Consider the following 20,622-nt stretch of genomic DNA (forward strand, 5'->3'; position numbering starts at 1 on the left):
CCGATGTCGGTGACCGGGCGCGGAACGCGGAAGAAGAAGAGCAGCCTCCTGCGCAAACTGCTGGTGCTGGTCGTGGTCCTGCTGGTGATTCTCGTCGCAGTGATCGCGCTCTGGTATCTGCTCGCCGGGCGGCTGCCCAAACCGATCCCGACCCCGCCCGGTCCCGAGCGTCCCAACGCCCAGCCGGCGAGTTGCCCCGACGTCCAGGTGGTCGTCGTCCCGGGCACGTGGGAGTCCAGCGCCACCGACGACCCGTACAACCCGACGGCCAACCCCGCGTCGCTGATGCTCAACGTGTCGCGGCCGCTGCAGCAGCAGTTCGAGTCTTCGCGCGCCGACGTGTACACGGTTCCGTACGTCGCGCAGTTCTCGAACCCGGTCGCCTTCCCGCCGGACGGGCAGCAGTCGTACAACAACAGCCGCGGCGCGGGCACCGCCGCCACCAACGACATCCTGATCCGCCGGCACGCCGAGTGCCCGCTGACCAGTTTCCTGCTCACCGGCTTCTCCCAGGGCGCCGTCATCGCCGGCGACGTCGCGTCGAGCATCGGTGCAGGTGACGGTCCTGTTCCGGCGGATCTGGTGCTGGGTGTCGGGCTCATCGCGGACGGTCGACGCGACCCGGCCGCGGCGACGAACGTCGGGCAGCCGGTCGCCGGTGTCGGAGCCGAACTGTCTCTGGCCGGTCTGCAGATCCCGGGAATCACGATGACCGGTCAGCGGCCCGGCGGATTCGGTGAACTCGCCGACCGGGCGGTCGAGATCTGCGCCCCCACGGACGGGATCTGTGACGCGCCGGCGCAGGCGCTGAAGCCGAGCAACTGGATCGGCAGCGGGTTGCGTCTTCTCGAGTACAACAACAACCCGGTCCACGCGATGTACAACTCGTACGTCGTCGACGACTCCGGCACGACGGCCACGCAGTGGATCGCCGGATGGGCAGCCGAGAAGATAGAGGCCGCCCCGACCCCGGCCCACAGTTGATTTTGTGGCGGGTGGGTTCACCGTGGTCGGTGAGCCGTGAATCGTCCCGAACAGATAGGCACGACGCGTACTCGCCGGTAGTGTGCGTTTCCCGGCACCGGTAGAGTGCTGCACTGTTGCTGCACCACCCGTGCCCGACCCACCGATGTTCACGTCCTGAACGGGGGCGTTTCACCACAGGAGAAGCTATTCATGAGTTCCGACGCCAGCTCGTTGCGTAAGTTCCGATTCGCCGCAGGCGGAGAGGGCAACGCGGACGAGGGCGGCGCGCGTCGGTTCGTCAAGCTTGCGCAGAAGGCCGAGGAACTCGGGTTCGACAGCTTCATGATCCCCGACCACCTGGGTAACCAGGTCGGACCGATCGCCGCGCTGGGCGCGCTCGCGATCGCGACGGACAAGATCCGCCTCGGCACCGCCGTCCTCGCCAACGGCTTCCGGCACCCGGCGATCCTTGCCAAGGACGCCGCCACCATCGACGTGCTGTCGGGTGGCCGCCTCGAACTCGGCATCGGCGCGGGCTGGATGAAGGAAGAGTTCGACAAGGGCGGCATCGACTACGAGCGCCCGGGCGTCCGGATCGCCAAGCTCGAGGAGACTCTGCAGATTCTCGATGTGCTGCTGCGCGGTCAGGAGTGCAACTTCGACGGCAAGTACTACCAGATCAAGGGGCTGACGGGCAGCCCGCGGCCGCGGCAGGGTCCGCGTCCGCCGATCGCCGTCGGCGGCGGCGGCCCCAAGATGCTGGCGCTCGCCGCCAAGTACGCCGACATCATCTCCGTGGCGACGCCGACCAGCAAGGAAGGCAAGCTCCTCCTGTCGGGTGTCACGCTCGAGAAGACGATGGAGCGCGTCGACCGGATCCGGGAAGCTGCCGGTGACCGGTTCGACGACATCGAACTGAACTGGACGATCACCACCATCGTCATCACCGACGACCGTGAGCAGACCGCCGAGATGGCGCTCGCCGCCATCGACCAGGGCTTCCCGCCCAACATCGAGGCCGACGTGAAGCTGTCCGTCGAAGACATCCTGAGCTCGCCGTATCTGGCGATCGGAAGCTTCGAGGAGATCGCCGATCAGATCCGTATGGTGCGAGAAAAGACGACAATGTCCTACGTCGGTGTGTTCCCCACACAGATGGATGCGTTCGCGCCGATCATCTCGCAACTGAAGGGCGAGTAGACGCAGCGGACCGAGGGCGGCGATGCCAATCTGTAACATATCGATGGTTTGGAATCGATGAACTTATTCAGGTGAGTGGCGTGTTACGTCGTTTCCCACGAGTTTTACAAGATCCGATTCGGCGAAGGAAGTCTGGGGCGCAGTCATGCCGGTGGCATGCCTGTGTGATCGCTTCGGAGGAGATGGAATGAACGCGAAGTTCGATGATTTTATCGACGAGAAGGGCCACATCAGGCTCGACTCGGGAAGCACGCTGGTCGACTACGTCCAGCGGCACACCCGGGAGAACTCGGACGAGCTGGCATACCGCTACATCGACTATTCGCGGGACAGAGACGGCGAAGCGCAGGAGCTGACCTGGGAACAGTTCGGCCACCGGCTGCGCGCCGTCGCGGCTCGCCTCCAGCAGGTCACCAAACCCGGCGACCGTGTCGCGGTCCTGGCGCCGCAGGGTCTCGACTACGTCATCTCCTTCTTCGCCGCCATCCACGCCGGAGCGATTTCGGTGCCGCTGTTCGACCCCGACGAACCCGGCCACACCGACCGTCTGCACGCCGTCCTCGGTGACTGCAAGCCTGCCGCCATCCTCACGGCCACCTCCTCCGCCGCGGGTGTTCGACAGTTCTTCCGGTCTCTCCCCGCCGCCGAGCGACCCCGGATCATCGCCGTCGACGCCATCCCAGACAGCGTCGGCGAGTCCTGGGTGCGCCCCGAGATCGATCTCGACGACATCGCGTACCTGCAGTACACGTCCGGCTCGACGCGGGTGCCCGCCGGTGTGGAGATCACGCACCGCGCCGTCGGCACCAACGCGCTGCAGATGGTCGACTCCATCGAACTCAACGAGAACTCGCGCGGCGTCACCTGGCTGCCGCTGTTCCACGACATGGGCCTGCTGACCGTCATCCTGCCCGCCCTCGGCGGCAAGTACATCACCATCATGAGTCCGCGCGCGTTCGTGCAGCGGCCGTACCGGTGGATCAAGGAACTGGCCGCGGTGTCGGACGGTGCGGGCACGTTCGCGGCCGCACCCAACTTCGCGTTCGAGCACGCGGCCGCCCGCGGCCTGCCGAAGAGCGGCGAGAGCCTCGACCTGAGCAACGTGATCGGCCTCATCAACGGCAGCGAGCCGGTCACCACGTCGTCGATGCGCAAGTTCAACGAGGCGTTCGCGCCGTACGGCCTGCCGAAGACGGCGATCAAGCCCTCGTACGGCATGGCCGAGGCCACGCTGTTCGTGTCCTCCACCCGGCACTCGGACGAGGCCCGCGTCATCTACGTCGATCGCGACGAGCTCAACGCCGGTCGCGTCGTGAAGGTGGACCAGGACGCCGAGAACGCCATCCCGCAGGTGTCCTGCGGCTACGTCGCGCGCAGCCAGTGGGCGGCCATCGTCGACCCCGAGTCGCGCATCGAGCAGCCCGACGACCGCGTCGGTGAGATCTGGCTGCACGGCGAGAACATCGGCATCGGCTACTGGGGACGCACCGACGAGACCGCAGAGACGTTCCACAACAAGCTCACCAACCGGCTCGCCGAGGGCAGCCACGCGGAGGGTACGTCCGAGGACGCCAACTGGATGCGCACCGGCGACTACGGCGTGTACATCGACGGCGAGCTGTTCATCACGGGCCGCGTCAAGGACCTCGTGATCGTCGACGGCCGCAACCACTACCCGCAGGACCTCGAGTTCTCGGCGCAGGAGGCCAGCACCGCGCTGCGCCCCGGCTTCGTGGCCGCGTTCGCCGTCCCGGCCAACCAGCTGCCCGCCGTCGTGTTCGAGAACACGCACTCGGGTCTGAACTACGACGCGGACGACTCCTCGGAGCAGTTGGTGATCGTCGCCGAGCGCGCACCGGGTGCCGGCAAGGCCGACCCGCAGCCCGTCGCCGACACGGTGCGGGCCGCGCTGTCGACCAGGCACGGGGTCACCGCGCGCGACATCCTGCTGGTGCCCGCGGGCTCGATTCCTCGAACGTCGAGCGGCAAGATCGCCCGCCGCGCGTGCAAGGCGAGCTACATCGAGGGGACCCTGCGCGGCGGATACACGCAGACGGCCTTCCCCGACAGCGTTTCCGAATAGTCCACTTCCTGACGGGTAGCTTGGTGAGTTGATGGCTGAAAAAGATGATGACCGGGTCGGGGCGAGCGAAGCGACGGGGAATGTGGTCGGGGCGAGCGAAGCGACGGGGAATGTCACCAGCAGCACGGGTGACATGACGGTCGCGCAGCTGCGCGACTGGCTGCGCAACTGGATTGCCGACGCAACCGGGCAACCGGTCGGTCAGATCACCGACGACCGCCCGATGGAAGAGTTCGGTCTGTCGTCCCGCGACGCCGTCGCACTCAGCGGCGAGATCGAGGAACTGGTCGGAGTCACGCTCACCGCGACGGTCGCCTACCAGCACCCCACCATCGCGTCGCTGGCCACCCGCATCATCGAGGGCGAACCCGAGCAGCCCGACGACTCGGCCGACGCCGCGTACTACGCGTCGGCGCCGACGTCGGACGCGCACGACATCGCGATCGTGGGCCTGGCCTCACGCTTCCCGGGCGCGGGCACGACTCCCGCCGAGATGTGGCAGATGCTCGCGGAGGGCCGTGACGGCATCTCCGACCTGCCCGCGGGCCGCTGGGAGGAGTTCACCTCCGACCCGCAGATCAAGGCCGCCGTGGAGAAGGCCAACACGCAGGGCGGCTACCTCGACGACGTGAAGACGTTCGACGCGGAGTTCTTCGCGATGTCCCCGCTGGAGGTCGCGAACGTCGACCCGCAGCAGCGTCTCGCGATGGAACTGACGTGGGAGGCGCTCGAGCACGCCCGCATCCCGGCCAGCGACCTCAAGGGGGAGCAGGTCGGTGTGTTCATCGGCAGCTCGGCCAACGACTACCAGTTGCTCGCCGTCAGCGACCCCGTCCACGCGCACCCGTACGCGCTGACCGGCACGTCGACGTCCATCGTCGCCAACCGTGTCTCGTACTTCTACGACTTCCGCGGACCGTCCATCGCGCTCGACACGGCGTGCTCTTCCTCGCTCGTCGCGGTGCACCAGGCGGTGCGCTCACTGCGGTCCGGTGAGTCGGATCTCGCGCTCGCCGGCGGCGTCAACATGCTCGTCGCGCCGCCCGCCACGCTGGGCTTCGACCAACTGGGTGTGATGGCCCCCAACGGCCGCATCAAGGCGTTCTCCGCCGACGCCGACGGCATGATCCGTGCGGAGGGCGGCGGTCTCGTCGTCCTCAAGCGTCTCGAGGACGCCGAGCGCGACGGCGACGAGATCTTCGCCGTCATCGCCGGCAGCGCCGTCAACCAGGACGGCCGCTCCAACGGGCTGGCCGCCCCGAACCCCGACGCGCAGGCCGACGTCCTGCGGCACGCCTACCGGGACGCGGGCATCAACCCGGCCGGAGTCGACTACATCGAGGCGCACGGCACCGGCACCATCCTCGGCGATCCCATCGAGGCGGACGCGCTCGGACGCGTCGTCGGTCGTGGACGCGCCGACGACAAGCCCGCGCTGCTCGGTTCGGCCAAGACCAACTTCGGTCACCTCGAGGCCGCCGCGGGCGCCGCGGGTCTGATCAAGGTCGTGCTGTCGATGCGGGAGGACACGCTTCCCCCGACGCTGAACTTCGCCGGACCCAACCCGTACATCGCGTTCGACAAGGCGCACCTGCAGGTCATTCCCGAGGGTGCGGCGTGGCCGCGCTACACGGGCGCGGCCGTCGCCGGTGTGTCCGGATTCGGGTTCGGTGGCACCAACGCCCACGTCGTGGTGCGCGAATACACCGGGCCTGCCGTCGACGACACCGCCGAGCCCGCCGACACGGTCGCCCCCGCCGAGGTGGCGGTGGCCGAGACCGAGCCGACGGTCGTTCTCGCGGTGTCCGGTGCGCTGCCGTCGCGTCGCCGCCGGGCCGCCGCGGATCTGGCCGACTGGCTGGAAACGGAAGAGGGCAGCACCACCCCGCTCGCCGACGTCGCTCGAGCCCTCGCGCGCCGCAACCACGGTCGCTCGCGTGCCGTCGTCCTGGCGAAGACCACGTCCGAGGCCGTCACCGGTCTGCGCGCCGTCGCCGCAGGCAAGCCCGGGCAGGGTGTGTTCACCGCGGATTCGCCGTCGTCGAAGGGCGCCGTCTGGGTTCTGTCGGGCTTCGGTTCGCAGCACCGCAAGATGGCCAAGCAGCTGTACCTGGAGAACCCGGTGTTCGCCGCGGCCATCGACGAGGTCGACGCGCTGATCGAGGACGAGGCCGGCTACTCCATGAAGGAGAAGTTCCTCGACGACGCGATCGACTACGACGTCGAGACCTCGCAGGTCGGCATCTTCACCATCCAGATCGGTCTGGCGGCGCTGCTGCGTCACCACGGCGCCGAGCCCGAGGCCGTCGTCGGCCACTCCATGGGCGAGGCTGCCGCCGCGTACATCTCGGGTGGTCTGCCGCTCGAGGACGCGGTCCGGGTGATCTGCGCCCGGTCCCGCCTCATGGGTGAGGCCGAGGCCACGCTCGAGGGCGACGACATCCGCCTGATGGCGCTCGTCGAGTACAGCGCCTCCGAGATCGAGACCGTGCTCACCGATTTCCCGCACCTCGAGGTCTGCGTGTACGCGGCCCCGACGCACACCGTCATCGGCGGCCCCGAGCCCGAGGTCAACGCCATCGTCGCGCGGGCCGAGGGCGAGGAGAAGATGGCCCGCGTCCTCAAGACGAAGGGCGCCAGCCACACCTCGCAGGTCGACCCGCTGCTGGGCGAACTGGCCGCGGAACTGGCGGGCATCGAGCCGACCAAGTTGAAGCTGGGCGTGTACTCGTCCGTCGACCAGGACACCTACTACCGCGCAGGCCACGAGCCGATCCACCGCGAGGAGTACTGGACCAAGGGTCTGCGCCACAGCGTGTACTTCACCAACGCCGTCCGCCTCGCCGTCGGCAGCGGACACACCACGTTCGTGGAGCTGGCACCCAACCCGGTGGCCCTGATGTCCGTGGCCGCCACCGCGTTCGACGCCGGCCTGCACGACATGCAGCTCATCCAGACGCTCAAGCGCAAGGAGGACGAGCCGCTCGGTGTCCTCGCCGCGCTCGCGCAGCTGTACGTCCACGGGCATGCCGTCGACCTGTCCTCGTTGCTGCCCGAGGGCGACTTCGCGGCCGTTCCGCGCACCGCGTGGATCCGCAAGCCGTACTGGGTGGAGACCCGGATCGACGGGGGCGGCAACACCCGGGTCCCGGGTGCGCACGTGTCGCTGCCCGACGGCCGCCACGTGTGGGAGGTCCAGGCCGGCGCGGTCACCGACCTGCCCGCACTGGTCACCGCCGCCGCGGCGCAGGTGCTGTCGGACGTGACGCTCGCCGCGTCCGTCCTGCACGCGCACGCGCCCGCCGAGGGAACGCTCACCACCACGCTCAACCCGCATCCGGGTGGCGCGTCGCTGCAGGTGCACGCGAAGACCGGTGCGAACTTCACGCTGCTGTTCGACGCCGCCGTCACGTCCGGGGACGCACTTCCCGAGCCCGTAGTCGCGGCGCCGGTGCAGGCGGCGTCGCCGGTGGAGGAGCTGCCCGAGGTCGTCGAGGACATCGGCGAGAAGTGGGACCCGAACGGTTCGCAGACGCTCGAAGACCGTCTCGCGCTGATCGTCGCCGAGTCGATGGGTTACGCCCCCGAGGACCTGCCCGCCGAGATCCCGCTGATCGAGCTGGGCCTCGATTCGCTGATGGCCGTCCGCATCAAGAACCGCGTCGAGTACGAGTTCGACATCCCGCAGTTGCAGCTGCAGGCGGTCCGCGACGCGAACCTGATGGAGGTCGGCAAGTACCTGCGCTACGCGGTCGAGAACCGCGAAGAGGTGCAGGCGCTCGCGGACAAGCAGAAGGCCGAGAAGGAAGCGGAGGAAGCTGCAGAAGCTTCGGAGGCCGGGGCTCCGCTCGACGCCGAGGACACGTCCGTGGAGGCGGAGGCCGAGGCGATCATCGCGGCCACCCCGGTGCCGCAGCCGGAGGCTGCTCCCGATGTCCCGCAGGCTGCGCCCGAGGAAGCCGCCGTGGAAAGCAAGGAAGCGTTCGCCGAGGCGACCGGCACGGACGTTCCGCCGCGTGACGCCGCCGAGCGCCTGACGTTCGCCACGTGGGCGGTCGTCACCGGCGAGTCCGCCAAGGGCATCTTCAACACGCTGCCGATCCTGAACGACGACACGGCGGAGAAGCTGGCGGCCCGGTTGTCGGAGCGCGCGAACGGGGAGATCACGTTCGACGACGTTCTCGATTCCACCACCATCGAGGAACTGGCCAATGTGGTGCGCGGCTTCCTCGAGGATTCCGGCAAGATCGACGGGCTGGTCCGCGCGCTTCGGGCTCGCCCGGAGGGATCCGACGCCGTCCCCGTGTTCGTGTTCCACCCGGCCGGTGGGTCGACGGTCGCGTACGAGCCGCTGCTGAAGCGTCTGCCCGAGGGCACGCCGATGTACGGGTTCGAGCGCACCGAGGGTTCGATCGACGTGCGGGCGGCGGAGTACCTGCCGTTGATCCGCGAGATCCAGGGCGACGGACCGTACGTGCTGTACGGCTGGTCGCTGGGCGGTGTGCTGGCGTACGCGGTGGCGAAGCTGCTGCGCGAGTCGGGCGCGGACGTCCGGATCGTCGGCCTGATCGACACGGTCATGGCCGGGGAGAAGGTCGAGGACACTCCCGACGAGATCCGTAAGCGGTGGCAGCGGTACGCGGCGTTCGCGAAGAAGACGTACAACGTGGACTACCCGCTGCCGTACGACAAGCTCGCGGCGGCGGAGAGCGACGAAGAGCAGATCAAGATCCTGACGGAACTGCTCAAGCTGAGTGGCACCAAGATTCCGGGCGGAATCATCGAGCACCAGCGCACGTCGTGGCTCGACAACCGGGCCATCCAGACCGCCGAACTCGAGCAGTACGACGGCGACGTCGTCCTGTACATGGCCGACCGCTACCACGACGACGTGATGAATCTGGAGCCCGCGTTCAAGACCCGGAAGCCGGACGGCGGCTGGGGCGACGCGGTGAAGAACCTGGAGATCATCCACGTGGGCGGCGATCACATCCAGATCGTCGACGAGCCGTACATCGCGAAGGTCGGTGCCGACCTCACCAAGAAGCTGGCGGCGATCCAGGCCGCCGGAACCGGAGCGCATCAGTGACCACCACGACCGCAGAGAAGCTTGCCGAACTGCGCGAAAAGCTGGAAACGGCGAAGGAACCCGCGGGCGAGCAGGCTATTGCCAAACGCGCGAAGAAGGGCATTCCGAGCGCGCGTGAACGCATCGACATGCTGCTCGACCCGGGAAGTTTCATCGAGGTCGGCGGTCTGATGCGCCAGCCCGGTGACCCGAACGCGCTGTACAGCGACGGCGTCGTCACCGGCCACGGGACCGTCGAGGGACGCCCAGTCGCGGTGTTCTCGCACGATCAGACCGTGTTCGGTGGTTCGGTCGGCGAGATGTTCGGCCGCAAGGTCGCCGCGATCATGGAGTTCGCCGCGAAGATCGGCTGCCCCTGCGTCGGCATCAACGACTCCGGTGGAGCCCGCGTGCAGGACGCGGTGACGTCGCTCGCCTGGTACGCGGAGCTGGGCCGTCGGCAGGAACCGCTGTCGGGCATGTGCCCGCAGATCTCGATGATTCTCGGCAAGTGCGCGGGCGGTGCGGTGTACGCGCCGATCAACACCGACGTGCTGGTGGCCACCGAGGAGTCGTACATGTTCGTCACCGGGCCCGAGGTGGTCCGGAAGATCACCGGCGAGGACGTCAGCCTCGACGAACTCGGTGGTGCCCGGAACCAGGCCCAGTACGGCAACCTGCATCATGTGGCGCCCGACGAGAAGGCCGCGTTCGAGTGGGTGCGCAAGTACCTCAGCTTCCTGCCGTCGAGTTGCATGGAGAAGCCGCCGGTCGTCAATCCGGGTCTCGAGCCGGAGATCACGGACTCCGACCGTGATCTGGACACGTTCATCCCGGACGCCGACAACGCCGGCTACGACATGCACGACATCCTGCTGCGGATCTTCGACGACGGCGAGTTCCACGAGATCGGCGGGCAGGTGGCGCTGAACATCATCACCGGCTTCGCCCGCGTCGACGGCCGTACGGTCGGCGTGATCGCGAACCAGCCGCTGGTGGCGGCGGGTGCGCTGGACGCGCAGTCGTCGGACAAGGCCGCGCATTTCATCCGCATCTGTGACGCCTTCGACATCCCGCTGGTGTTCGCGGTCGATACCCCGGGATTCCTTCCGGGACTCGAGCAGGAGCGGATCGGTGTCATCAAGCGCGGTGGCCGGTTCATCTTCGCGTTCGTGACGGCCACGGTGCCGAAGGTGACCGTCGTGATCCGCAAGGCCTACGGCGGCGCCTACGCCGTCATGGGCTCGAAGCAGTTGGGCGCCGACATCAACTTCGCGTGGCCGACGGCCCGCATCGCGGTGATGGGCGCCGAGGGAGCTGTCGATCTCATCGGTCGCAGGCAGATCGAGGCCGCGGGCGAGAACGCGCCCGCCGTCCGCCGGCAGTTGATCAACTTCTACAACGAGAACATCGCGACGCCGTACATCGCCGCGGAGCGCGGATACATCGACGCCGTCATCGAGCCCGCCACCACCCGGCTCGAGATCCGCAAGGCGCTGACGATGCTGCGCGACAAGACGGTGCAGCGCAACCCGCGCAAGCACGACCTGATGCCGCTGTAGTTCGTTTCCGCACCTGCGGTCGGCGGTCATGCCGACCGCAGGTGCATTTCGGTGTGCACGAATACCGGCGGCCGGGGACGCGACGCGGCCAGCGTGTGCGCGGCGCGCAGGTCGGCGAGCACGGTCGACGGGTCGGCCCGGATCTGCTCCGGCAGGTGCGTCACGACGACGATTCCCTCACGCTGCATCCGTGCCCGCCGCGTCCTCGTCGCCTCGTGTAGTTCGGGCGAGAAGTGGTACTTCGGCGAGTCGATCTCCCAGGCGACAGCGACGTCGTCGAGCCAGCCGTCGGGTCGGGCGACCCACAGCCCGGCGGCGGACAGCACGTCGACGTCGTGCCGCATCGGCGGAAGCCCGCTCGTCGCATACAGATTCTGCGCGTGGACCCGGGCGACGGAATGCGCGTCTTCGGTCAGTTCACGCAGGACGGCCCGGGGCAGGTTGTTTCCGCGGTCGCTGCCGTGTGCGAGTTCGCGGGCAAGTTCGTCGATCGTCACGTCGCCGCGCCGGATTCCCTCGGTCAGGAGCGCGTGACAGGCCTCAGCCGTGAGCGTGCGACGTCCGGCGTCCAGAAGGCAGCGCGGCGGCGGAGCGAGGCGCAGGAGCCCCCGGTGGACGGGTGCGGGCAGGTGCCGCGTCCGCTCGACCTTCACATACGACCAGTCCCGGCGATGCCGGGTGGACGGGATGAGCAGCAGCACGTCGTTCCGGGGCGGTGACGTCGGGTAGCCGAGCGCGGCCAGTGCGGCGTGCCCCGACAGGAGCGCGTCCGGGCCGCCGTATTCGAGCGCCGCCAGGTTGCGCTGCAGCGTCGTCGGTGGCCCGTCGTGCAGGAGGACGATGCCGGGGAGGATCCGCTGCCAGGGACCACCGTCACGGCAGCGCGCGGCGATGGTGGCCCTCGAGACGCCCAGCCGCTCCAGGGCAGCAACGCGGACCACTCCGTCGCGGCCGGCAGCGGCTGTCCCGGGGAGGTCTTCGGCCCAGCTTTCGGTTCGCATGGGTCCGAGCCTGCCCTGGGCGCAGCGGTCCGCGGCCGAAAAGCCCAGGTCGGAAATTGGCCTGTGGATGGACGGAAAGTTGTGGACAACTCCGCCTCCCCGAGACCGCTACGGGGTGGGGTACACCCGCAGGGTGCCCGGCTTCCACAGCCCGGACCGGGTGGCGGTCTCGGTGTCGACGGTGGCCGCGGTGGCGTCCGGGTAGTACCGGTCGAAGCGCTCCAGGGAGCCCCAGTCGCGTCCCCAGTCGTCCCGCATGTACGTGGGGATGGCGGTGGCGCTGGCGAGCAGTTCGGTGAAGCCGAGCGGGCCACCGTTCTCCGCGGACTGCCAGGTGTCGGTGGAGCTGACGGCCAGCGGGCGGTCGGGGAGGATGCGGTAGTTCGGCATCTCCGCGACGCCGTACTGGTGGTCGAACGGGCGCTGGCACGGGAACTGCAGTCCGACGGCCCAGTCCAGCAGCACGGGCTGCGAACTGCCGATCGTCGAGTTGAGGGTCTCGAGCTTCGGAACCCGCGGCGGGGTGAACGCCAGCCACTGGTCGCCGGTGAGGTTGGGGTCGTTGGCGACGATCCGCACGGAGTCGGCGTCGGGGGACAGTTCACTGATCGGCACGCGCAGGTTGCGCCACGACGGTGCGGGCCCGATGTCCTTGGGCAGGTAGGTGCCCTGGGCCTGGACGGTGCCGTCGGGCTGACGCTTGCCGTATTCGAGCAGCAGCGACTGACCGTAGGTGAGGGCGCCGGTCGCGTCGACCGACCAGATGCGGCCCGCGGCGGACATGACGATCAGCGGGGTGTCGTCGCTGCGTTCGGGGAGGGCGTACCAGCTGGACGACAGCGTCGCCGGTTCCTGCACGCCTTCCTGGTAGCTGCCCATGACGGGTGTCGTGGCCGGGTTGAGCCCGAACGGCAGCTTGGCGGTGCTGCCGTTGACGCCGACATTTCCGGTGCCGCCGGAGGTTCCGGCGCTCGATCCGGTCTCGAAGCTGGGGCCGACGCTCTGATTGTCGGTGTTGCCCATGCCCTGCTTGACCTCGACGTAGTCGGCGGTCAGGTCGGACGGGACCCCGTTGGGGGAGAAGCCGACGGGGTTCGCTCCACCGAGCGGGTCGGCGGGGTTCGCGAGCGGCTGCGCGGGATCGTTGATGGGCGTGAGGTTTCCGGCGTTGGTGTCGCCTTCGACGAGGACGTCCTCGGCGAGCCCGCACGTCTGCCCGGTGAGGGAGTCGAAGTTGGAGCGGGCCAGCGAGTACGCCGGGTACTGGGAGACGGCGCCCTTGAGGAGGGAGAGGACCTCGAACAGCACCATGATGCCGGCGACGACCGTGAGCGGGGCGGCCGCGAATTTCCTGATCCGCCTGCCCTTCTCGGTGTTCGCGCGGACGGGTGGTGCGGCGAATCCCTCACGCAGGTACTGCCAGGCGGCCAGGGCGACGGCCAGCACGAACAGGATGAGGAAGAACGTGTTGGACTGGCGGCCGCCGATGGAGACGGTCTTGTCGAACCACGGCACGCCGTAGCTCGAGACGTACCAGTAGCCGTTGATGCCCGCGAACGTCAACGCCAGCATGAGCAGCAGTCCGGCCAGGAAGATCGTCCGGTTGCGCCGCGAGCGCAGCGCGGACGCCGACACCGCGACGGCGGTGAGCGCGGCCAGCGAACCGGCGATGCCCGCGTACGCCCCGAAGTGGTGGGTCCACTTGGTGGGGTTGAACATCATGAAGAAGATCGTGCCGAACACGACACCGAGCAGGCGCCACGACGGTCCGGTGGCGGCACCGGGAATCCGCTTGCGGCGCAACAGGATGAACAGTGTCGTCAGCAGGCACAGGATCATCGTCAGGAACGCGAAGCGGCGGGCCACGGAACCGTCGACGGTCGGGACGAACAGGTAGTAGTAGCGCAGGAAGTCCTTGTACCACTCGAGGTTCGGGCCGATCAGGGTGCGGACCCGGGTGGCCTCCATCACCGCGGCGACGGTCTGGTCGGCGAACACGACCACGAGGACGATCGTGCCCGCCGCCGCGATCGGCGCGAGGAGCGGCAGAGTCCCCACCTGGCGGTGACGTTTGACGATGATCCGGACGAGCGGACGGGCGCCGGCGAGCAGGGCGGCCACACACATCAGGCCGGTCGGAGCGGCCGCGAGAGTGAACGCGCCGATCAGGACGGCGACGGCCGCGGGGAGGAGACGTCCGGTCGCGATGGAACGCTCGATGGAGCACCACGTGAGCAGGGCGCCGAGCGCCACGATGGGCTCGGGCCGCAGACCGTTGTTGTAGGGCAGCCAGAACGCGAGGAACACGAGTCCGCCGGTCCACAGCGCCACCTTGTTGCGCCGGACCGACCGGCCGAGGCGCGGAGCGACCTCCCGGCTGATCACCATCCAGCACAGGACGCCGGCGATGAGGGCGGGCAGTCGCATGAACGGGCTGGCCGTCGAGATCTTGGCCATCGCGGCGAGGACGTCGTAATACCAGCCGAACGGCGCCTCGGGGACACCGAACCAGCGGAAGTAGTTGGCCATGTAGCCGGCGTGGTCGGAGACCCGGGCCATGGTGAGCAGGTAGCCGTCGTCGGACGTGTTCGCGCCGATGAAGTGCCATAGCACCAGCGTGCCCACGACGATCGTGTCGAGGCCGGTGAACTTCCACCAGTGCGACGGCAGGAAGTTGCGGTGCCCGCGCCCGTCCGTGCCGTCGAGGCGGCCGAGGGCGACCAGGGCGATCGCCGTTGCGAGGAGGGCCACGATCATCGCGACGAGCTTGATCAGCGTGGGGCTCGACGAGAACCGGGAGTCCACGTTCATCGTGAACGACAGACCGGCAGGCGCCGCCCCGTCGCGGAGGTCGCTGAACACGCCCACCACCTGCGGGCGGAGGTCGCCGGTGAGGGAACCGGCGATCGGGTCGCCGGTCGGGGTCGTCAGGCCCACGAACTCGGCGGACGTCGCGTCGATGTTCGATGTGATGCGGATCTCGCTGCAGGCGCCCGACTGCACCTGCGCGCGCGGCGCCGTCGCGATGGTGACGTTGCGGTCGAGCACGTCCACGGACTTGTCCGACACCCGCACGAACATCGCGTTCAGCGCCGCACCCTCGCCCTGCGCTGGCGCTGTGGCCAGCAGGATCCCGCCCTGCGCGGGCAGCCCGGCCACCGCCGAACACGGGATCGTCGCCGCCAGGTCGATCGGGACCTGCGACACCAGCGGTGCCTCGAGGTCGCCGACGACGCCGTTCTCCGGCCAGTTCACCGCTGCGGTCGTCTGCTGCACCGGCATGAACGGCGTGGCCACTGCCAGCACGAACCCGATGAGGCCGGTGACGATGGCGATCAGACGAGCGGTCCGGTACTCACTCCGCCGGTCCTGGCGAGCAGGCGGCGAAGAGGCTTCGGGATCGGAGACGGAAGTTGTCAGAGCATCGGGCACGGTTGTCGATGGTATGTCAGGAACCTGAGGAGGCATATTGCCGCCTACCAGAGGGTAGGGGCGCTTCTAGTAGTAGCGCACCGGTCCGGCCGACCAGGTACCCGACCTGGTCACCTGTTTGGATTCGACCTGGGCCGGCGTCGCCGACTCGTCCAGCGGTGTGTACCGCTCGAGCGAACCCCAGTCGCGGTCCCAGTCGTTCGACAGGTAGGTCGCCAGTGTGCTCGCCGACAGCAACTGGTCGGTCCAGCCGAGCGGTCCGCCGCCGAACTTGTCCTGCCAGGCATTCGTGGACTCCGCGCCGATGCGGTCGGGCAGGACCCGCCACTGCGGGACCTCGGCGACCCCGTACCGGTGGTCGAACGGGCGCTGGCAGGGGAACGCGAGCCCGACGGCCCAGTCGAGGAGCACGGGGTCGCTGGACCCGACGACGGTCTGCAGGGTCTGCATCTTCGGCACCCGGGGCGGGGTGACCGCCAGCCACTGGCCGGGGTCGGTGTCCGGGTCGTCCGCGACGAGCCTCACGGTGTTCGCCTCGGCGGGGAGCTGATCGAGCGGCACCCGGAGGTTGCGCCACGACGGCGACGGTCCGATGTCGATCGGGTCGACGGTGCCGAGCGCGGTGACGGACCCGTCGGGACCGGCCACCCCGTACTCGACCTTCAGACTCTGACCGGGAGTGACGACGCCGTCCGCGTCGACCGAGCGGATGCGTCCGGCCGCCGAGATCGTGAGGATCGGTGCGTCGTCGCTGCGGTCGGGCAACCCGTACCAGCCGGTGGTGAGGGCGGCGGGTTTCTGCTCCCCGCCCTGCTGGTAGCTGCCGAGGACCGGGGTTCGGGCGGGGTCGAGACCGAACGGCAGCGTCACGGTGCTGCCGTTGACTCCGGCGGTGGCCTCGGTGCCGCCGCCGGTGCCGGAACTGGTGCCGGTGGTCGTCTCGTCGGTCTCGGTGTCGACGGTGTTGGCGCCGCCGGTGGCGATCTTCTCGGAGTCGGCGGTGAGGTCGTCGGCGATGCCGTTGGGGGTGAAGCCCTCCGCGGACGTCGCGCCGAACGCGCCCGCACCGCTCTGGTCGGTGACCGGGGTGAGCGGCTGCAGCAGCGCGGCGGTCGGGTCGGTTTCGACGAGGACCTCGTCGGCGAGCGCACACGTGCCGCCGGTGACCGACTCGATGTTGGCCTTCGCGATGGAGTACCCGGGGTACTGCGCGACCGCGCCCTTCAGCAGCGACAGCACCTCGAACAGGACGACGGCACCGGCCGCGACGGTCAGCGGCGACGGCGCGAGCATCCGGGCGCGCTTCCCGTTGGGCTTCTTGCCCGCCTCGTACGGCTCGCGGACGTGGTACCAGGCGGCGAGGAGCAGTGTCAGGACCGTGAGTCCGAGGAACAGCGTGGAGAAGCCCTTGCCCGCGATCATCGGCGGCTTGTCCCACCACGGAACGCCGTAGCTGGAGACATACCACCAGCCGTTGGAACTGGTGAACGCGACGGCGAGGATGAACAGGACACCCGCGGCGAACAGCGTGCGGTTGCGTTTCGAGCGGATACTCGCCGCCCCCACCCCGACCGCGGCGAGCACCGCGACCGAACCCGCGAGCCCCGCGTACACCCCGAAGTGGTGGGTCCATTTGGTGGGCGTGAACATCATCAGAAGCAGCGACGCGAACACGATGCCGAGGATGCGGCGCGACGGTCCGATCGCGGTCCCGGGCACCTTCCCCTTGCGCAGGATCAGCATCACGCAGACCACGACGCACAGCAGCATCACGAACACACCGAAACGGCGGGCCAGCGAGCCGTCCGGGGAGATCCCCATCAGGGAATCCCAGCGCAACCGCTCGTCGAACCAGGCCACGTTGGGGCCGAGTGCGGTGCGGACGCGCGTCGACTCGAGCACCGTCGCAAGTGTCTGATCCGCGAAGACGGCCACCATCACGACCGTTCCCGCGGCGAGGATCGGCAGGATCTGAGACGCGAATCCCACCCGATGGCCACGCGCGATGATGATCTGCAGGATCGGCCGCGCACCCGCGATCAGGGCCGCGATACAGATCAGCCCGGACGGTCCGGCGGCGAGCGAGAACGCGGCGATCAGCACGGCGACGGCACCGGGAAGCAGTCGTCCGGTGGCGATGGCCCGCTCGATCGAACACCACGTGAGGAGGGCACCGAGCGCGATGACCGGTTCGGGACGCAACCCGTTGTCGTACGGCAACCAGAACGCCAGGAAGACCAGGCCACCGGTCCACAGGGCAGTCCTGTTGCGGCGCACCGCCACACCGAGGCGGGGAATGACCTCCCGGCTGATCACCATCCAGCAGAGCAGCGCCGCGAGCAGCGTCGGCAGTCGCATCCACATGCTCGCCGTGCTCACCTTCGCCAGCGCCGCGAGCAGTTCGTACGACCAGCCGAACGGCGCCTCGGGGACGCCGAACCAGCGGAAGTAGTTGGCCATGTATCCGGAATGCTCCGACACCCGCGCCATGCCCAGGAGATAGCCGTCGTCGGACGTGTTTGCGCCGACCACGTGCCACAGCAGCAGCGTCCCGATCACGACGGCGTCGACGCCGGTGAACTTCCACCAGTGCGCAGGCAGGAAACGTCGGGCGCGCCTGCCGTCGATGCCGTCCACCCGGTGCAACGCGTACAGCGACGTCAGCGTCGCGAGAACGCACACGATCATCGCCAGCAGTTTGAGCAGCGTCGGGCTGGACGAGAACCGGGAGTCGAGGTCGACGTGCACGGTCAGGTCGGCGGGCGCCGCCCCCTGCAGGTCGGTGAAAAGGCCGACCATCTGCGGTCGCTGGTCGCCGTCGACGGAACCGGCGAGCGGTTCGGCGGTGCCCGTGATCTCGGCCGACGTTCGCTGATGGTCGGACGTGACGGTGAGTCCGGTGCAGCCCTGCAGGTCCGCCGTTCCCGCCGAGATCAGGGACCTGCCGCGCAGGATGACGTCGACCGTGCCGTCGGCGCCCGCCTTCACGACGAGGCCGTTCTTCTCGAAATCGGGCGCCCGGTTCGGGAGGGTCGAGACGACGGTGCCGCCGTCGGATCCGAGTTGCGTGAACACCGAGCAGGGCACGTTCACCTGCATGGCCAGCGGCGTGTACGAGACGAGTGGCGCCTCGACACTGGCGACGGTGCCGCCCTGCGGCCAGTCGATCGTTGCGGCGTCCTGCTTCACCGGCAGGAACGGGGTGGCCAGCGCGAGAACGAAACCGATCAGGCCGGTGACGATCGCGATGAGCCGGGAAGTGCGGATGCTCCGAACGTCGGGCAGCGGCGGTTGTGGCACAGCACGATGTTAGTCACCCGTGAGTACTTATTAACGTCCGGCGGTTAATAAGTACTCACGGGGCCGAAGGCCACTCCCGGACGTCCCACACCCACACGCCGTCGACCGGCTTCGCGGGCACCCCGACGAGTTGCCGGACCGTCTCGCGCAGGACGCGATCGTTCTGGGTGTGCGGCAGGACCAGGACGTCGGCGTTCCAGAACTTCAGGTCGGTCAGCGCCTGAGCCCTTTTCGCGTCGTCGATGGCCGGCACCTGGCCGGACGACTGCGCGGACGCGAGCAGCAACGCGGTCGGGCGGTCGTCGGGCCCGTACTTGCCCCGCTGCTCGCTGCCGGCCGGCCCGACGAAATATCCACCGGCAATGGGGAATGCGAGATCCTGCTCGGTCTGCCAGCGCAGCATCCGGGCGTTCTCCGGGGAGGGCAGCGGCACCGTGACGACGGAACCGTCGGTGACGTACTCCCGCCACGTGCCGTCGGCGAAGAAGTTCGGCGCGGTGTCACGCTGCACGACTGCCAGTGGTGTCGGCGTCAGCGGAAGAAGTGCCACCGCGAGCCATCCGACCCACAGCAGGGTGGTGGTCCGCTGGCCCTCGCGGGCGGACGCCAGGGCGCGGTCGGTGCCCAGTGCGAGCAGCAGGGCGGCGGCAGGCAGGCAGCCCATCGCGAAGCGCGATTCGAGGACGGACTCGAGGAGCGGCAGGTGTGAGATCAGCTTCCACGGCAAGGGAATTCCGGTGTCCCAGCCGCCGATCGTCAGCGACGTCCCGAGCGACAGGACGCCCATCACGGCGACCGTCGCGGCCGCGGCGCGCGCGAGCGGCATCCGCCACAGCCACAGGGCGGACAGGCCGAGGAGAATCAGCAGGGGCCAGCCGAAATACGCGTTCTCCTCGGTCGCGTTCATGCTGAACTCGGCGGACCCCGGCTCGCCGGCCAGGGAGGACGTCGGGAAACTGGTGAACGATTCGGTGTCGTTGCCGACCGGGCCGTGCTCGATCGCCCGGTAGCTGTCGGGTCCGAAGAACTGCCACCACAGGGGAACGGCGGCGATGGCCAGCGCGACGCCGCCCGCGATCGCAAAACCCTTGATGCTGTGCCGGACTGCGGCGTATGCGGTGCGCGGGCGGGAAGCCGCGTAGGCGACTCCGAAGACCGTGAACGCCAGCGCGTAGATCAGCAGCGGTTCCTCGCCGAGGAAGATCTGGTATGCGATCAGCAGGCCCAGCACGATGCCGTCGCGCACGGGTCGCGCGCCGCTGCCCAGCCTGATCACGGCCAGCGCGATGAAGGGCAGCAGGAACAGGGCGACGAAGTTGGGATGACCGTTGGTGTGCGAGATCAGGGCGGGTGCGAAACCGCACAGGCCGCCGCCGACGGCCGCTGCGAGTCGCGAGGAGACGACGTGCCGTGAGAAGACCCAATACCAGGCAATTGCCGTGCCCGACAGGCCAAGTGTGAGTGCCAAAGTGAAGGTGACGTTCGGTCCGAACAACAGCGTGACGGGCGCCAGCGGAATGCTGATGCCGAACATCGCCGTGTTGCCCATGAGGTTGACGCCCAGCGGGTAGTTCTGCAGGTCGCTGGACAGCGGGTTCTCCAGATGGACCAGCGAACGTGCGGCGACCGCGAAGAACCACTCCCACATGGTCTGGTCCTGGCCGCTGCGCACCAGATAGCCGCTGCCGAGGTGTTTCCACTGGCGGGCCAACACGAATGCGGCCAGGCCGACGTAGAAGGCGACCACTGCGACATCGGCCGGGTGCGGCCGGAAACGCGAGCGGACGGGGCGAGCGGTGGTGCTGGTGCTCTCGGCGGGCCGAGTCGTCTCGACCGGGGTGAGTATCTCAGTCACGCAGCAGCGCCTCCGGTTCTCGGGTCGATGTCAATCGGTCGAGGGTACCGGAGGTCGCTGAGAGCTTCCTGGGTTGCGATCGGGTAATTGTTGCGTGTATCACATCAAGTTGATTTGTGAACTTCTGATCAATACAGGGATATTCTTCTGCCCCA

General features: G+C 68.6%; 9 protein-coding genes. 5 read left to right on the forward strand and 4 right to left on the reverse strand.

Translation table 11 applies throughout. The annotated features are described in order from the left end of the window. Positions 1-3 precede the first annotated feature (3 nt). The 5 genes from I1A62_RS29375 to I1A62_RS29395 all read left to right on the forward strand — a co-directional run bounded on the left by I1A62_RS29375 (position 4) and on the right by I1A62_RS29395 (position 10,879). Positions 4-984, forward strand: coding sequence for a cutinase family protein (locus I1A62_RS29375; protein ID WP_219455761.1), 981 nt, complete (start codon positions 4-6; stop codon positions 982-984). A gap of 192 nt (positions 985-1,176) precedes the next feature. Next, positions 1,177-2,166, forward strand: coding sequence for an LLM class F420-dependent oxidoreductase (locus I1A62_RS29380; protein ID WP_087561213.1), 990 nt, complete (start codon positions 1,177-1,179; stop codon positions 2,164-2,166). A gap of 187 nt (positions 2,167-2,353) precedes the next feature. After that, the gene (gene fadD32, locus I1A62_RS29385; RefSeq protein ID WP_124390695.1) at positions 2,354-4,249 is read left to right on the forward strand and encodes a long-chain-fatty-acid--AMP ligase FadD32; all 1,896 of its coding nucleotides are present in this window, start codon (positions 2,354-2,356) and stop codon (positions 4,247-4,249) included. A gap of 133 nt (positions 4,250-4,382) precedes the next feature. Beyond that, positions 4,383-9,338 carry a polyketide synthase Pks13 gene (pks13, locus tag I1A62_RS29390; RefSeq protein ID WP_219461501.1) on the forward strand — a complete coding sequence of 1,652 codons (4,956 nt, stop codon included), beginning with the start codon at positions 4,383-4,385 and terminating at the stop codon, positions 9,336-9,338. Further along, entirely contained in the window at positions 9,335-10,879 is a 1,545-nt protein-coding gene (locus I1A62_RS29395) for an acyl-CoA carboxylase subunit beta (RefSeq protein ID WP_124390693.1), read from the forward strand. The genes pks13 and I1A62_RS29395 overlap by 4 nt, the downstream gene beginning before the upstream one ends. Positions 10,880-10,905: 26 nt before the next feature. On the opposite strand, the gene I1A62_RS29400 is transcribed toward I1A62_RS29395, so the two are convergent. The 4 genes from I1A62_RS29400 to I1A62_RS29415 form a co-directional block, all read right to left on the reverse strand. Further along, the gene (locus I1A62_RS29400) at positions 10,906-11,880 is read right to left on the reverse strand and encodes a hypothetical protein (RefSeq protein WP_219455763.1); all 975 of its coding nucleotides are present in this window, start codon (positions 11,878-11,880) and stop codon (positions 10,906-10,908) included. A gap of 108 nt (positions 11,881-11,988) precedes the next feature. Next, entirely contained in the window at positions 11,989-15,312 is a 3,324-nt protein-coding gene (locus I1A62_RS29405) for an arabinosyltransferase domain-containing protein (RefSeq protein WP_219455765.1), read from the reverse strand. Between the two features lie 66 nt (positions 15,313-15,378). Then, entirely contained in the window at positions 15,379-18,612 is a 3,234-nt protein-coding gene (locus I1A62_RS29410) for an arabinosyltransferase domain-containing protein (protein WP_219455767.1), read from the reverse strand. Between the two features lie 55 nt (positions 18,613-18,667). After that, complete coding sequence (locus tag I1A62_RS29415; protein WP_219455768.1) at positions 18,668-20,467, reverse strand: glycosyl transferase; 1,800 nt, start codon at positions 20,465-20,467, stop codon at positions 18,668-18,670. Between the last annotated feature and the right edge of the window lie 155 nt (positions 20,468-20,622).

Origin of the sequence: Rhodococcus sp. USK10 (genome assembly GCF_019378875.1) — a bacterium.
In the GTDB taxonomy this organism is placed as follows: domain Bacteria; phylum Actinomycetota; class Actinomycetes; order Mycobacteriales; family Mycobacteriaceae; genus Rhodococcus_F; species Rhodococcus_F pseudokoreensis.